Origin of the sequence: Sulfuriferula nivalis, assembly GCF_009937995.1 — a bacterium.
In the GTDB taxonomy this organism is placed as follows: domain Bacteria; phylum Pseudomonadota; class Gammaproteobacteria; order Burkholderiales; family Sulfuriferulaceae; genus Sulfuriferula; species Sulfuriferula nivalis.
Genome location: NZ_AP021881.1, coordinates 1,933,260 through 1,948,010, shown reverse-complemented (window position 1 = coordinate 1,948,010; position 14,751 = coordinate 1,933,260). Strand labels below are relative to the sequence as shown.

Genomic DNA, 14,751 nt, shown 5'->3' with positions numbered 1-14,751 from the left:
CCATCCTACAATTACCCGTCGGAATTAGCCTGCCAATCTATTCATCCCGCTCACCAAAGCCTTGATCGAGGCAGTCACGATATTGTTGTCCATGCCTACGCCGTAGCATTCTTTGCCACCATCTTTGCGATTCACTTCAACAAAGGCGCAGGCGGTTGCGTCGCTGCCTTTGTTGAGGCCTATGGCGCGTTCTTCAAAGCTGCGGACTTGTAGTCCTGATGTGACGCCGTTAAGCGCGTGGATGGCAGCGTCTATGGGGCCGTTGCCTGTGCCTGTCAGCGTATGTTGCTTGCTGTCTTGCTCGATGGTCAATGAGATGCCTTGTGTCTCATCTTGTTCGAATAAATGATGCTCAACGTAGCGTACGGGTTTATTTTGGGCGAGGTAAGCCTGCTGGAACAGCGCCCAGATATCTGCTGCGCTCATTTCGCCGCCGTGGTCGTCCATGTAGCGCTGCACCTCACCAGAAAACTCGACTTGCAGGCGGCGTGGCAAGGCTAATCCATATTCATTTTCCAATAAGTAAGCGATGCCGCCTTTGCCTGATTGGCTGTTCACTCGTATTACCGACCCATAACTGCGTCCGACGTCGGCGGGATCGATAGGCAAGTAGGGTACGTTCCACAATGCGTCCGGCTTTTGTGCGGCGAAGCCTTTTTTGATGGCGTCCTGATGTGAGCCTGAAAAAGCGGTGAACACCAAATCACCGACGTAGGGATGGCGTGGATGAATAGGTAACTGCGTGCAGTATTCAACCGTGCGCGCCACGGCATTGATGTCGGAAAAATCCAGACCTGGTGCAACGCCCTGGGTATAAAAATTAAGCGCGAGGGTGACAATGTCGACGTTGCCTGTGCGTTCGCCGTTGCCGAATAAGCAGCCTTCTACCCTGTCTGCACCTGCCATTAAGCCTAATTCAGCCGCCGCTACTGCGGTGCCACGGTCGTTGTGCGGGTGCAAACTCAGGATGATGCTGTCACGGCGAGCGAGGTGGGTGTGCATCCATTCGATTTGGTCAGCGTAGACGTTGGGCGAGGCAACTTCTACTGTGGTGGGTAAATTGAGGATGACTTTGTTGTCTGGTGTAGCACCCCACGCGGCGGTGACGGCGTCACAGACTTCCAGTGCAAAATCCAGCTCAGTCGCGGTAAAGGTTTCTGGGCTGTATTCCAATACCCATTCGGTATCAGGTTGCTCGGCAGCGAGCTGTTTGATGAGTTGCACGGCTGACACAGCCATGTCTAATACTTCAGCTTTGCTCATGCCAAATACAACATCGCGAAAGGGTTTGGAGGTGGCGTTGTAAACGTGAACAATGGCGCGGCGTGCACCCTTGAGCGATTCCATGGTGCGACGAATGAGGTGTTCGCGTGCCTGGGTGAGTACTTCTATAGTGACATCGTCGGGGATGTGGCCATCTTCAATAATTTGGCGTACAAAGTCGAAATCCGTCTGTGAGGCGGATGGAAACGCAACTTCGATTTCCTTGAAGCCGATGTCGCATAATGTTTTGAACATGCGTAATTTGCGTTCTGCATTCATCGGTTCAAACAGGGATTGATTACCATCACGCAAATCTGTGCTCATCCAGATGGGTGGTGTGGTGAGAGTGCGGTTCGGCCATTGCCTGTCGCTTAACGCAACGGGCGGAAAGGCTGTGTATTTGGTTGATGGGTTTTTTAACATGCTGCACTCCTTAATGACTATGTGAGTATGTTACGTAAATTCGTCCGCAATGTGCTTGCGTAATTGACGATAAAATCACTATAAATTGGCATAAAATTGCGTTATATTTGATTTAATGTATTTTTTGTATCTTAAAATTTAAGGTGTACGCAATTATGGTGGATATTGATAAGTTTGATCGTCAAATTTTGCGACTGTTACAGGTCGATGGGCGTATGAGTAATCAGGATTTAGCTGATGCAATAGGTTTGTCGCCATCACCGTGTTTGCGCCGCGTGCGGGCGTTGGAGGATGCGGGTATTATTATCGGTTACCGTGCGCTCGTAGATGCTAAAGCGCTAGGGCTGTCGCTGATGGCGTTGATACATATCTCTATGGATCAGCATACACCGGAGCGCTTCGATCATTTTGAAGCGAGTATTGCTGATATTCCTGAGGTGATTGAGTGTTTGCTGATTACGGGGCAATCGGCTGATTACCAGCTTAAAGTGGCGGTGAGGGATATGGATGCTTATCAGGAGCTATTGTTAAATAAAATCAATCGCATCACGGGTGTGACGGGTGTGCATTCCAGCTTTATTCTGCGGCGGGTGGTGAGTAAAACCGCATTGGCGATTGCGGAAAATTGAGAGTCGGGGCTGATTTAAGGGTAAAATTCTGGACTTTATCTGCTTTGTAAACGCGCTATGACTCGGCAAATTTTCCTTGATACTGAAACTACAGGTCTGGATCCCAAGCAAGGCCACCGTATAATTGAAGTGGCGGGTGTGGAGATGTTTAATCGCCGCCCGACGGGCAAGCATTTTCATCGCTATCTTAATCCTGATCGTGAGATAGATGCTGGGGCGGTTGCTGTGCACGGACTGACCGCTGAGTTTTTGCAGGATAAGCCACGCTTTGCTGATATTGTCGATGAGTTGATTGAGTTTCTGGCGGGTGCGGAACTGGTTATCCATAATGCACCGTTTGATATCGGCTTTCTTAACAGCGAGCTGGTGCGCTTAAATCGTCAGCCTATGACTGTCTATTGTCCGGAAGTGCTGGATACGCTCAAGCTGGCTAAGGATATACATCCTGGGCAGAAAAATAATCTGGACGCGTTGTGTCGTCGTTATGAAGTTGATAACACCAATCGTACTTTCCACGGCGCCTTGCTCGATGCCGAGTTGCTGGCGGCTGTCTATCTTGGTATGACCCGCGGGCAAGAGAGTCTGATGATGGATGTGGAAGTGGCGTCATCGCAAGTTCAAGCCACTAACAGTAGTGCTACACCCATACGTGTGATTTCTGCCAGTACAGATGAGCTAAGCGAGCATGAAGCTACACTGGCCGTGATTCAGAAGGAAAGCCGTGGTGCATGTTTGTGGCTGGCTGAAGCATCTGTTTAATTTATAACGAAATTTATAACGAATTGTTGGAATGTACATGGAATTTCTTGATTTATCACCGTTAAAACATGCTCAGGGTGCCGTGGTATTGCCTGGCTCCAAGAGTATATCGAACCGGATTTTATTGTTGTCAGCACTGGCTGAGGGTAAAACGCGAATTAATCATTTGCTGGATTCGGATGACACTCAGGTAATGCTGGCGGCATTGACCAAGCTGGGTGTGTCGGTTACGCAAGTAGATAACAGTCGTGATTATGATGTGGTTGGTGTGGGCGGGCAATTTCCTAATGCAGCGGCGGATTTGTTTCTGGGTAATGCTGGCACGGCATTTCGTTCATTGACTGCTGCGCTGGCCTTATCGCATGGCGATTACACTTTGTCTGGTGTGGCGCGTATGCATGAGCGTCCGATAGGGGATTTGGTTGATGGTTTACGTCAATTAGGTGCTCAGATTGAATATTTGGATGTGGCGGGCTTTCCGCCGTTGAAGATTTCACCTTTGCAACCTACCGATCATGCGGTGGCGACGGTTAAAGGTAATGTATCCAGCCAGTTTCTGACGGGGTTGTTGCTGGCGGCGCCGATGACTGGGCGTGCTGTGACAATCAAAGTCGATGGCGAGTTGATTTCCAAGCCTTATGTAGAAATTACGCTGAATCTGATGCAGCGTTTTGGTGTGAATGTAGTGCGAGATGGCTGGCAGTCGTTCAGTATTGCTGCGGGTCAACGCTATGTCAGTCCATCAGTCATCACGGTCGAGGGTGATGCGTCATCTGCTTCGTATTTTCTTGCAGCAGGTGTGTTAGGACTAGGGCCTGTCCGTGTTGAAGGTGTCGGGCGTACCAGCATACAAGGCGACGTGCGTTTTGCTGAGGCGCTGGCGCAAATGGGTGCCAATATCGTGTATGAGGATAATGCGATTACAGCATCTGCTGGTCAGTATTTGCGTGGTGTGGATATGGATTTCAACCATATTCCTGACGCGGCAATGACTATTGCTGTAGTGGCTTTGTTCGCAGAGGGCACAACAACCTTGCGCAATATCGCCAGTTGGCGAGTTAAAGAAACAGATCGTATTCACGCTATGGCAACTGAGTTGCGCAAAGTCGGCGCAATTGTGGAGGAGGGTGCGGACTATATTAGTATTACGCCGCCAGTGAAATTGCAGGCGGCAACGATAGATACCTACGATGATCATCGTATGGCGATGTGCTTTTCGCTGGTGGCATTGGGTGGGGTGGCTGTGCGTATCAATGATCCGCGTTGTGTGAATAAAACTTTCCCTGAGTATTTTTCGGCGTTTGCTGGACTGACTTCATGATGGCAATCCCTGTTATTGCTATAGATGGGCCGTCGGCTTCGGGTAAGGGTACGGTAGCGGCGCTGGTGGCGCAGAAGTTGGGCTATCACTATCTGGATAGTGGTGCATTGTATCGTTTGACGGCAGTGGCTGCGCAACTGCAAAACGTGGCGGTTGATGATGAGACAAGTTTGGCGCAAATTGCTCTTGATCTGGATGTGGTGTTCGCGGGGCAACAGATACTGTTGGATGGTAATGACGTCAGCGATGCGCTACGCAGTGAGGCTGCTGGTGTAGGTGCATCCAAAATAGCGGTGTTGGCTAAAGTGCGTGCAGCTTTATTGGACAGGCAACATGCATTCAGGCAGGCGCCTGGCCTGGTGGCTGATGGGCGGGATATGGGTTCAGTGGTTTTCCCTGATGCGCAGCTAAAAATATTTTTGACTGCAAGTGCTGAAGAACGTTCTCAAAGACGTTATAAGCAGTTGATCGAAAAAGGAATTAGTGCTAATCTTGCAGACTTGCTGAATGATTTGCGGGATAGGGATGCGCGCGATAGTGCGCGAACTGTTGCGCCGTTACGGCAAGAAGATGATGCGATCTTGTTGGATACAACTGAAATTGGCATAGCAGATGCAGTCAATTTTGTCTTGAAAAACTATGAGTTAGCAGCAGGTGTTCAAGTTAACTATTAACTTGGATTTTTATAATTTACCCCGCTTGATTGCGGATAATTTGGGTTTCCTTTATACATGTCTACCGTTTCCTCCTCTACCGAATCCAGTATGGAAAGTTTTGCAGCTCTTTTTGAAGAGAGCCTAACCCGTCAAGAACTACGCGCAGGTGAAGTTATTACCGCTGAAGTTGTAGGTATCGACGATAATTTTGTAACCGTGAACGCTGGTTTGAAATCTGAGAGCTTAATCGCTATCGAAGAATTCCGTTCTGATCGTGGTGAGCTAGAAGTTGCTGTTGGCGATTTCGTTAGTGTTGCGATTGAAATGCTGGAAGATGGTTATGGCGCGACTAAATTATCACGCGACAAAGCCAAGCGTTTAGCTGCATGGATAAGCTTGGAAAAATCCATGGAAGAAGGCGAAATCATCACTGGTATGGTGCATGGTAAGGTTAAGGGCGGTCTGACTGTTATGGTCAATGGTATTCGTGCATTCTTGCCAGGTTCATTGGTGGATACACGTCCTGTTAAGGATACTACTCCTTACGAAAATAAAGAGATGGAATTGAAAGTTATTAAGCTTGATCGTAAGCGTAATAACGTTGTTGTGTCACGCCGTGCTGTGTTGGAAGCAACCATGGGCGCTGACCGTGATGCACTTATGGCTAACCTGCAAGAAGGTTCAGTTGTTAAAGGTGTGGTTAAAAATATTACTGACTATGGCGCTTTCGTTGATTTGGGCGGCATTGATGGCTTGTTGCACATTACTGACATGGCATGGCGTCGTGTTAAGCATCCTTCAGAAGTGGTGCAAGTGGGTGATGAAGTCGAAGCTAAGATTCTTAAATTTGATCAAGATAAAAACCGTGTTTCATTGGGTATCAAGCAGTTGGGTGATGATCCTTGGAGCGGTTTGGCGCGTCGTTACCCATCAGGTACACGTATGTTCGGTAAAGTCGCTAACTTGACCGACTACGGCGCATTCGTAGAAATCGAAACTGGTATTGAAGGTTTGGTGCACGTTTCTGAAATGGACTGGACCAACAAAAACGTACATCCATCTAAAGTTGTTCAGTTAGGTGATGAAGTTGAAGTGATGGTATTGGAAATCGATGAAGAACGTCGTCGTATTTCCTTGGGCATGAAACAATGCAAAACCAATCCTTGGGATGATTTTGAAATCACCCATAAGAAAGGTGACAAAGTTAGCGGTCAAATCAAATCTATCACCGATTTCGGTGTGTTCATCGGCTTGCCTGGTGGTATCGATGGTTTGGTTCACTTGTCAGATTTGTCCTGGAGCCAGCCTGGTGAAGAAGCTGTTCGCAACTTCAAGAAAGGTGACGAAGTTCAAGCTGTTGTTTTGGCAATTGATGTTGAACGTGAACGTATTTCCTTGGGTATCAAACAAGTTGAAGGCGATCCAGTTAACAGTTTCGTTTCTAGCTTTGACAAAGGCAGCATCGTAAAAGGTACTGTTAAATCATTAGATGCTAAAGGCGCTGTGATATTGTTGGGTGATGATGTTGAAGGTTACTTGCGTGCTTCAGAATTCTCACGTGATCGCGTTGAAGATATTCGTAACCATCTGAAAGAAGGCGACGAAGTTGAAGCGATGATTATCAACGTGGATCGTAAGAGCCGTAGCATTAACTTGTCAATTAAAGCTAAAGATGCATCAGAGCAATCAGATGCTATGCAAAAATTGGCTGGTGATCAGTCTGCTAATACAGGTACAACCAATCTTGGCGCGTTGTTAAGAGCCAAGTTAGATAACAAAAACGCTGAATCCTGAGAGGCTGTATCATGACCAAATCGGAGCTGATTGCGCAGTTGGCAACACGCCATCCCCAATTGCTCGCGACGGATGCGGAATTTGCGGTTAAAACAATATTAGATGCTATTTCCAAGAGTCTCGCTGCTGGTGACAGAGTTGAGATTCGCGGATTTGGTAGTTTTAGCCTGAATTACCGTCCGCCACGTTTGGGTCGTAATCCTAAAACTGGCGAAAAAGTGGCCGTACCCGAAAAGTACGTACCGCATTTTAAAGCCGGCAAGGAATTGCGTGAGCGTGTGGATTTTCCAGCAAGCTAAGGTGGTTGAAGCATAGTAGTAATAAAAACGGCATATCGCGAGGTATGCCGTTTTTTTTCGGATAATATTCTGTAATGCAGTAAGCTAGCACTGCCCGACTAGTAATGTTTTTAAGGTAAAATCCTGCCATGGCCAAAAATATATTATTGATGCGTTACTTAGGGGGAGGATTGAAGCTAATCCTCTTTATCTTTTTACTGGGTTTTGCTGTTAAAAACAGTGAAGTGGTGACGCTGCGATATTATTTAGGCTACGAATGGCATATGCCACTAATCCTGGTGATTTTGATATTTTTTGTGGTTGGCGCAGGTATGGGTGTGGCGGCATCACTTACCTATTTATTCAGGCAGCGGCGTGAATTGTTGGCTTTGCGATCATCAGTAGCAAAATTGAGCGAGTCTCAGGGAGTGCGGCATGGAGTTTGAATTGTGGTGGCTGTTAGCATTTCCATTGTTTTTTGCTTTAGGATGGCTGGCGGCACGAGTAGATATGCGTCATGCCATGAGTGAGTCGCGTAGTGTGCCAGCTTCGTATTTTAAAGGCTTAAACTATTTGCTCAATGAGCAGCCTGATAAAGCGATTGAAGCTTTTATTGAGGTGGTGAAGGTTGATAGTGATACGGTTGATCTGCACTTTGCGTTGGGTGGTCTGTTTCGTAAACGTGGTGAAGTCGAACGTGCCATCCGTATGCATCAAAATCTCGTTGCTCGCGAAGATTTGTCGCCTGAACGTCAATTAAAAGTAATGTCTGAATTAGGCCAAGACTATCTTAAAGCCGGGTTGCTGGATAGGGCCGAAGAAATTTTTTCTCAATTGTACAAAACGGATAGATATAGCGATGCGCAACAATTTTTGTTGGAGATTTATGTTCAGGAAAAATCCTGGGCTAAAGCCATAGAAGCAGCTGTCGCGTTATCACGCACATCGAATAAGTCGTATCACATTGAGATTGCCCATTATTATTGTGAATTGGCAAATGTTGCATATGCGCATGGTGACCTGGATGATGCGCGACAATATTTGAATGAAGCACTAGAAGCGAATCATGATTGTGTGCGCGCCACGGTTTTGCTTGGCGATATCGCTGCAAGTTTGAATGATCATATCCAAGCAGTCGCAATTTGGCGGCGCATAGAGTCACAAAACGTGACCTATCTGGCATTGGTGGCAGATAGAATGATGGCCAGTTATCGGGCGTTGCAACAGGATGCCGAGGGCTTGGCTTATTTGCGTGGTGCTTTGGCACGGGTGCCGTCATTTGAATTGTTCAATACCATATTTAATGCCACGCTCAATATACACGGTGCAACTGTTGCCCATCAGTTAGCCCGTGAGGTACTGCAAACGCATCCGAATTTGCGTGGGCTGGACAAGTTGCTAGAGGCCGAATTATTGACCGCGCCAGCTGATTTATTGCCTGATTTGCAATTAAAAAAATCTATAGTACAACGCTATAGCCAACAGCAATCCTTGTATCAATGTGAGCACTGCGGCTTTAAAGCGCGTAGTTTTTTTTGGCATTGTCCCGCATGTAATCATTGGGACAGCTTTCCTCCTTTGAAAGAGTAAATGGATACTAAAATCATAGTTGCTCTGGATTATCCAGATCAAGTCGAAGCGTTAAAGCTAGTTCAACAACTGGATCCGAGTCTTTGTCGTTTGAAAGTAGGCAAGCAGTTATTTACCGCAGCTGGCCCCCGTTTTGTAGAGGAACTGGTGAAACGTGGTTTCCCTGTATTTCTGGATCTCAAGTTCCATGACATTCCAACCACTGTCGGTTTGGCGTGTGCTGCTGCAGCCAATTTGGGTGTGTGGATGATGAATGTACATGCTCTAGGTGGTGGTGCGATGTTACGAGCTGCACGGGCGGCGCTGGGTGATGCGGCTGACCGACCTAAATTGATCGCGGTAACCTTGCTTACCAGCATGAGTGAAGTGGATATGCGTGAAATCGGTTTGCAGGATACGCCTCGGGCTGCTGTGTTAAGATTGGCGAAATTAACCAAGCTTAATGGTTTAGATGGTGTGGTATGTTCCGCGCAGGAAGCCAGTATGCTGAAACAGGAATTGGGCAAGGATTTTAATCTGGTTACACCAGGTATACGACCAGCAACTGCTGAAGTAGGCGATCAGCACAGAGTAATGACACCAGCAGCTGCGTTAGCAGCTGGCTCGGATTATCTGGTTATTGGTCGACCCATTACCCATGCACCCGATCCATTGGCTGCATTGTTAGCAATCCATCAAGATATTTTATAAAAGTAAAACGCAAGGAAGATTAGATGAAAATTACCGTGATAGGAACAGGTTACGTTGGCTTGGTAAGCGGCGCGTGTTTGGCTGAAGTGGGTAACAACGTGATGTGTCTGGATGTGGATGCCAAAAAAATCGCTATTCTGAATCAAGGCGGCATTCCGATTTATGAGCCTGGTCTGGAAGACATGGTGAAGCGTAATGTGGCCGCAGGTCGTTTGCAATTTACTACCGATATTGAACTGGCTGCTCAGCATGGCTTGATTCAGTTTATCGCTGTGGGTACGCCCCCTGATGAAGATGGTTCTGCTGATTTGCAGTATGTAGTTGCAGCTGCGCGTAATATCGGTAAATACATGACTGAGTACAAGTTGGTTGTAGATAAATCCACAGTGCCTGTGGGAACTGCCGATAAGGTACGTGCGGCATTGCAGGAAGAGTTGAGTAATCGCGGTATGGATCTGGAATTTAGCGTGGCCTCGAATCCTGAGTTCTTGAAAGAGGGCGCAGCAGTAGATGATTTCATGCGTCCAGATCGCATTGTTGTCGGTACTGATGATGAGCGAGCAACTAACCTGATGCGTAAGTTATATGCGCCGTTCCAGCGTAATCATGACAGATTGGTGGCGATGGATGTGCGTTCGGCTGAATTGACCAAATATGCAGCTAACGCAATGTTGGCGACACGTATTTCATTCATGAATGAATTGGCAAATCTGGCGGAAAAACTGGGTGCGGATATCGAACATGTGCGCCAAGGGATAGGCTCTGACGAGCGTATCGGTTATCATTTCCTTTACCCAGGTTGTGGTTATGGCGGTTCCTGTTTCCCCAAAGACGTACAGGCTTTGCGTCGTACTGCGGCTGAGTATGGCGTGCCTATGCGCGTGATTGATGCGGTAGAAACTGCGAATGAAGCGCAGAAGCACCTATTGTTGTCCAAGATTATTGCGCGTTTTGGTAATGATTTGTCGGGGATGCGTTTTGCTTTGTGGGGTCTGGCATTCAAACCAAATACCGATGATATGCGTGAAGCTTCCAGTCGTGTGTTAATGGAAGGTCTGTGGGAACGCGGTGCGTATGTGCAAGCGTTTGACCCTGCGGCTGCGCATGAGACCCAGCGCATTTATGGCAATCACCCACAACTTACTTTGGTCGATACGCCCGAAGCCGCATTGGCCGGAGCAGATGTGTTGACTATCGTGACTGAGTGGAAAGTTTTCCGTAGCCCGGATTTTGCCGTGATTAAAGCTAACCTCAAACATCCTGTGATTTTTGACGGGCGTAATTTGTATGAGCCTGCGCAAATGCGTGAATTGGGGTTTGAGTATTTCGCCATAGGTCGTAAATGAGTATAAATTCCCGCGTCGATTTGTCACGCGCCCGTATTTTAGTTGTGGGTGATGTGATGCTGGATCGTTACTGGTTCGGCGATGTGGCGCGGATTTCACCTGAGGCACCTGTGCCTGTAGTCAAGGTGCACAAACAAGAGGCGAGGCTGGGTGGTGCAGCTAACGTTGCCCGCAATGCAGCGAGTCTGGGCGCGCAAGTAACACTGTTGTCAGTGGTTGGGCAGGATGAAGCTGGGTTACAACTGGCGCAGTTATTGGCTGAAGCAGGTGTGCAAGCTAATCTGCATCAGGACGCCAGTGTCGATACGATAATCAAATTGCGGGTGATAGGTCGTCAGCAACAGTTATTGCGCATAGACTTTGAAACACCTCCCAGTGATGCCGTGCTGGCAGACAAATTAGCAAGCTTTCATACGCTGATAGCTGATTATGATTTGGTTATTCTGTCTGATTATGGCAAGGGGAGTTTGACGCATATTGCTGCGATGATAGTAGCTGCAAATGCACGTAACATTCCTATTCTGGTTGACCCCAAAGGTGATGATTACGCGCGTTATCAATATGCCAGCGTGCTGACGCCGAATTTAAGCGAGTTTCGTGCAGTGGCAGGCTCCTGGCGTGATGAAAATGAGTTCCGTACTAAAGCTGAGGCTTTGCGTGCGCAGCTGAGCTTGCAGGCATTATTGGTGACGCGTAGCGAGGCGGGGATGACTTTGTTTACCGAGGCAGGTGTGTTCCATCAGGCAACACTCGCGCGTGAGGTGTTTGACGTGAGTGGGGCAGGCGATACAGTTATTGCTACGTTAGGTGCGATGCTGGCTGCTGGCGAAGCTTTACCCGCGGCGATGGCGATGGCAAATCGCGCTGCGGGCATCGTCGTTGCCAAACTGGGAACTGCTGTGGTATTGCCTGAGGAGTTATGGGCAACATCCTGAAATACTGGCTGCGTGTGTTGGTCAGCTTGCTGATCAGTGTTGTGCTGATCATGCATAGCGCAGGCATAGTACGATTGGGTATGTTGGACAGGCTGGAAGCCTGGAGTTACGATGCGCGCTTATTGATGACGCTGCCCCATGAGATAGATCCGCGGATCGTCATCATCGATATTGATGAGGCCAGCCTGAAGCAAATTGGTCGTTGGCCGTGGGGGCGCGATCAGATGGCGTTGCTGACAGAATCTTTGTTCACACGATACAAAGTTGCTACGGTCGGATTTGACGTGGTCTTCGCTGAAACGGATACCAGTTCTGGCTTGCCTGCACTTACACAACTGGCTAATACCCAATTTAAGCATGATGCTGAATTTCAGCATGTATTGAATCAGTTACGCCCCAGTCTTGATTATGATGGTCGTTTCGCACAGGCACTGAGTTTGGGACCATCTGTGCTAGGTTATTACTTTACGCCTTATGTGCAAAACCTGGGGCAGTTGCCACAACCCATGTTGAAGAGTCAGCGAGCAAGTGCGCTGCAATTATTACAAGTCAAAGGGTATGGTGCGAATTTGGTTCGTTTACAACAGTCAGCGACAGGTGCCGGCTATTTCAATATGAGTGCTGATTTTGATGGCGTGACGCGGCGTATGCCGATGTTGTCCTCATATCAGGGTGCGCTTTATCCAAGTTTGTCTTTGGCGACGTTACAAGCGGCGATGCAAACACATTTGCAAATCAAAAATATCACAGAGTCACCATTTAATACTCGGCATGTCGCGCTTGCTGCTGACGATATGTTTATCCCTGTGGATAAACGGGGGGCAGTGTTAGTTCCATATCGTGCTTATCCAGGGTATACCTATCTATCCGCTGTAGATGTAATGACTGGCCGTGCACCTGCAGATTTGTTGGAAAATGCGATAGCTTTGGTTGGTACCACGGCACCAGGCTTACTGGATTTACGTGTTACGCCAGTTGCAAAAAATTATCCCGGAGTGGAAATACATGCCAATCTGATTTCAGGCATTTTGGATGGCGCATTACGTTATCAGCCAGGATATGCACATATGCTGGAAATGGCACTGTTGCTGATTTTGGGGATGTTGTTGGCGTTGATATTGCCTCGGCTTAGCCCTTTGCGTGGTGCGTTATTGAGCATGAGTCTGGCAGCAGTCTACCTGGGTTTGGTAGCATGGGCGTGGCAACACGGCAGTGTATTGAATGTCGCCCCCGTGATGGTATTGATATTGGGGCTGATGATCTTGAATATGGCCTGGGGCTATTTTGCTGAATCGTTGGCCAAGCGCCAAATAACAGGGTTATTCGGGCAATATGTGCCACCTGAGTTGGTTGATGAGATGAGTCATGATCCATCAAAATTTAATATGCGTTCTGAGAGTAAGGATCTAAGCATTCTGTTTTCAGATGTGCGTGGTTTTACTACGGTTTCTGAAACACTGACGCCACAGCAATTATCTGATTTGCTTAACGAATTTTTAAGCAGCATGACAGCAGTTATCCATGCACATCAAGGCACCATAGATAAATATATGGGAGATTGCGTGATGGCGTTCTGGGGAGCACCACTGGACAATATGTATCATGCACGCGATGCGGTGTTGGCAGGATTGGCCATGCAGGAAGAATTGGCCCAATTAAATCTGAGTTTTGCAGCACGAGGCTGGCCGCAATTACACGTAGGTGTAGGTGTAAATACGGGACGAGTGAGTGTCGGCAATATGGGATCGAAATTCCGCATGGCTTATACCGTGATGGGCGATGCGGTAAATCTGGCGTCAAGGCTGGAAGGGATCACTAAACAATATGATGTTCCTATGGTTGTGGGTGAGGAAACTTTTGCGGTCTTACCTGAGATGGCATTTGTTGAGCTGGATAGTGTGCGAGTGAAAGGCAAGCTTAAGCCTGTCATTATTTATCAACCATTGGGATTGCGTGCTGATGTATCACCGCATGTGCTGGCACTGGCGTCGGATTTTTCAGAGGTACTTAAGGCTTATCGCACGCAGCATTGGGATGTGGCTCAATCCAAATTAGCTGCGATGATTATCCGTGCTCAGGCTGAAAATGTGCCTGTCGGCTTATATCAAATCTATTTAGACCGCATAATTTACTTCCGTGAACATCCGCCAGCAGCGGATTGGGACGGTGTATGGGTGTTTGCAAGCAAATGAAATTACAAATTTTAGGCTGTAGTGGTGGTATAGGTGGCAAGCGTCATACGACTTCCATGCTGATTGATGACGATATACTCATTGATGCGGGAAGCGGCGTGCTGCAACTGTCGCTGGAACAATTGGCTCTGATAGATCATGTTTTCATTACGCATAGCCATCTGGATCATATACTTGCGCTACCTTTATTGCTGGATTCGGTAGGTGCAATGCGTGATCGCCCCGTCACGGTTTATGCGATTGACACTGTGCTGGAAATTCTACGCCAGGATATTTTTAACTGGCGTATCTGGCCGGACTTTACGGAGGTTCCGCCTGAGTGTCCGTATTTACGCTATAGCGCCATCGATGTTTATCAAGCGGTACAGCTCGCTGAACGCGTTATTACGGCTTTGCCTGCAAACCATACCGTGCCGGCTGTTGGTTATCAGTTGAGCAGTCCGACGGCGAGTATAGTCTTCTCAGGTGACACAGGGAAAAATCCCGTGTTGTGGGACTGTATTAATAAAATTGAAAATTTACATGCATTGATTATAGAAACGGCATTTCCGCAGGATGAACATGGTATTGCTGAGATATCCAAGCATCTTTCCCCCTCAACGTTGCTTGAAGAGTTAAAACAGCTCACGGCTAACGTTCCTATTTATATTACGCATCTCAAGCCAGGGCGCGAAGAGACTATCATGGGTGAAATCGCTGAACTAGAGTCAGTTGAGTATCAGTTACAAGCATTACAACAGGGACAAATATTTAATTTCTGAACATTTTACGTTTTGCTCCAGTAGCTTGCGTTAAGCTGAAAAGAAACGGTTTTACAGCTTTATTCCGTCGATACGTCATCTGTTTTCTCGTCAATAATTGAAACTGTGTAATCC

The 14,751-nt window shown here is 47.6% G+C and carries 14 protein-coding genes; 13 read left to right on the top strand and 1 reads right to left on the bottom strand.

All coding sequences use genetic code 11. The annotated features are described in order from the left end of the window. Window positions 1–24: 24 nt before the first annotated feature. Window positions 25–1,686: a 2-isopropylmalate synthase gene (gene leuA / locus SFSGTM_RS09625; RefSeq protein ID WP_162084965.1), complete on the bottom strand. Its 1,662-nt coding sequence runs from the start codon at window positions 1,684–1,686 to the stop codon at window positions 25–27. A 155-nt stretch (window positions 1,687–1,841) separates the two neighbouring features. On the opposite strand from leuA, the gene SFSGTM_RS09620 reads away from it, so the two are divergent. From SFSGTM_RS09620 to SFSGTM_RS09565, 13 genes are all read left to right on the top strand, one after another. Beyond that, window positions 1,842–2,315, top strand: a complete 474-nt coding sequence (locus SFSGTM_RS09620; protein WP_232525956.1) for an Lrp/AsnC family transcriptional regulator — start codon at window positions 1,842–1,844, stop codon at window positions 2,313–2,315. 57 nt (window positions 2,316–2,372) lie between these two features. Further along, a complete protein-coding gene (gene dnaQ, locus SFSGTM_RS09615) occupies window positions 2,373–3,074 on the top strand; it encodes a DNA polymerase III subunit epsilon (protein ID WP_162084964.1) in 702 nt (233 codons plus the stop codon). A 37-nt stretch (window positions 3,075–3,111) separates the two neighbouring features. Further along, entirely contained in the window at window positions 3,112–4,395 is a 1,284-nt protein-coding gene (gene aroA, locus SFSGTM_RS09610; protein WP_162084963.1) for a 3-phosphoshikimate 1-carboxyvinyltransferase, read from the top strand. After that, a complete protein-coding gene (cmk, locus tag SFSGTM_RS09605) occupies window positions 4,392–5,069 on the top strand; it encodes a (d)CMP kinase (RefSeq protein ID WP_162084962.1) in 678 nt (225 codons plus the stop codon). The genes aroA and cmk overlap by 4 nt, the downstream gene beginning before the upstream one ends. Before the next feature lie 57 nt (window positions 5,070–5,126). Further along, window positions 5,127–6,845: a 30S ribosomal protein S1 gene (gene rpsA, locus SFSGTM_RS09600; protein ID WP_162084961.1), complete on the top strand. Its 1,719-nt coding sequence runs from the start codon at window positions 5,127–5,129 to the stop codon at window positions 6,843–6,845. Window positions 6,846–6,856: 11 nt separating this feature from the next. Continuing rightward, window positions 6,857–7,144 carry an integration host factor subunit beta gene (locus SFSGTM_RS09595; protein ID WP_162084960.1) on the top strand — a complete coding sequence of 96 codons (288 nt, stop codon included), beginning with the start codon at window positions 6,857–6,859 and terminating at the stop codon, window positions 7,142–7,144. 128 nt (window positions 7,145–7,272) lie between these two features. Next, a complete protein-coding gene (locus SFSGTM_RS09590; RefSeq protein WP_232525955.1) occupies window positions 7,273–7,569 on the top strand; it encodes a LapA family protein in 297 nt (98 codons plus the stop codon). Continuing rightward, window positions 7,559–8,713 (top strand): lipopolysaccharide assembly protein LapB, encoded by a 1,155-nt coding sequence (gene lapB, locus SFSGTM_RS17035; protein WP_179954402.1) that lies wholly within the window; start codon window positions 7,559–7,561, stop codon window positions 8,711–8,713. Before SFSGTM_RS09590 ends, lapB begins: the two co-directional genes overlap by 11 nt. After that, a complete protein-coding gene (pyrF, locus tag SFSGTM_RS17030; protein WP_179954401.1) occupies window positions 8,714–9,403 on the top strand; it encodes an orotidine-5'-phosphate decarboxylase in 690 nt (229 codons plus the stop codon). A 23-nt stretch (window positions 9,404–9,426) separates the two neighbouring features. Next, window positions 9,427–10,749 carry a UDP-glucose dehydrogenase family protein gene (locus tag SFSGTM_RS09580; protein ID WP_162084959.1) on the top strand — a complete coding sequence of 441 codons (1,323 nt, stop codon included), beginning with the start codon at window positions 9,427–9,429 and terminating at the stop codon, window positions 10,747–10,749. Continuing rightward, window positions 10,746–11,684, top strand: a complete 939-nt coding sequence (gene rfaE1, locus SFSGTM_RS09575; protein WP_162084958.1) for a D-glycero-beta-D-manno-heptose-7-phosphate kinase — start codon at window positions 10,746–10,748, stop codon at window positions 11,682–11,684. The genes SFSGTM_RS09580 and rfaE1 overlap by 4 nt, the downstream gene beginning before the upstream one ends. Then, window positions 11,669–13,876 carry a CHASE2 domain-containing protein gene (locus SFSGTM_RS09570; protein WP_232525954.1) on the top strand — a complete coding sequence of 736 codons (2,208 nt, stop codon included), beginning with the start codon at window positions 11,669–11,671 and terminating at the stop codon, window positions 13,874–13,876. The genes rfaE1 and SFSGTM_RS09570 overlap by 16 nt, the downstream gene beginning before the upstream one ends. Continuing rightward, window positions 13,873–14,637: an MBL fold metallo-hydrolase gene (locus SFSGTM_RS09565; RefSeq protein WP_162084957.1), complete on the top strand. Its 765-nt coding sequence runs from the start codon at window positions 13,873–13,875 to the stop codon at window positions 14,635–14,637. The genes SFSGTM_RS09570 and SFSGTM_RS09565 overlap by 4 nt, the downstream gene beginning before the upstream one ends. The last annotated feature ends 114 nt before the right edge of the window (window positions 14,638–14,751 follow it).

Coding starts and splice junctions, on each gene's coding strand:
- leuA (WP_162084965.1), bottom strand. CDS start 1,686: ATGTTAAAAAACCCATCAACCAAATACACAGCCTTTCCGCCCGTTGCG.
- SFSGTM_RS09620 (WP_232525956.1), top strand. CDS start 1,842: ATGGTGGATATTGATAAGTTTGATCGTCAAATTTTGCGACTGTTACAG.
- dnaQ (WP_162084964.1), top strand. CDS start 2,373: ATGACTCGGCAAATTTTCCTTGATACTGAAACTACAGGTCTGGATCCC.
- aroA (WP_162084963.1), top strand. CDS start 3,112: ATGGAATTTCTTGATTTATCACCGTTAAAACATGCTCAGGGTGCCGTG.
- cmk (WP_162084962.1), top strand. CDS start 4,392: ATGATGGCAATCCCTGTTATTGCTATAGATGGGCCGTCGGCTTCGGGT.
- rpsA (WP_162084961.1), top strand. CDS start 5,127: ATGTCTACCGTTTCCTCCTCTACCGAATCCAGTATGGAAAGTTTTGCA.
- SFSGTM_RS09595 (WP_162084960.1), top strand. CDS start 6,857: ATGACCAAATCGGAGCTGATTGCGCAGTTGGCAACACGCCATCCCCAA.
- SFSGTM_RS09590 (WP_232525955.1), top strand. CDS start 7,273: ATGGCCAAAAATATATTATTGATGCGTTACTTAGGGGGAGGATTGAAG.
- lapB (WP_179954402.1), top strand. CDS start 7,559: ATGGAGTTTGAATTGTGGTGGCTGTTAGCATTTCCATTGTTTTTTGCT.
- pyrF (WP_179954401.1), top strand. CDS start 8,714: ATGGATACTAAAATCATAGTTGCTCTGGATTATCCAGATCAAGTCGAA.
- SFSGTM_RS09580 (WP_162084959.1), top strand. CDS start 9,427: ATGAAAATTACCGTGATAGGAACAGGTTACGTTGGCTTGGTAAGCGGC.
- rfaE1 (WP_162084958.1), top strand. CDS start 10,746: ATGAGTATAAATTCCCGCGTCGATTTGTCACGCGCCCGTATTTTAGTT.
- SFSGTM_RS09570 (WP_232525954.1), top strand. CDS start 11,669: ATGGGCAACATCCTGAAATACTGGCTGCGTGTGTTGGTCAGCTTGCTG.
- SFSGTM_RS09565 (WP_162084957.1), top strand. CDS start 13,873: ATGAAATTACAAATTTTAGGCTGTAGTGGTGGTATAGGTGGCAAGCGT.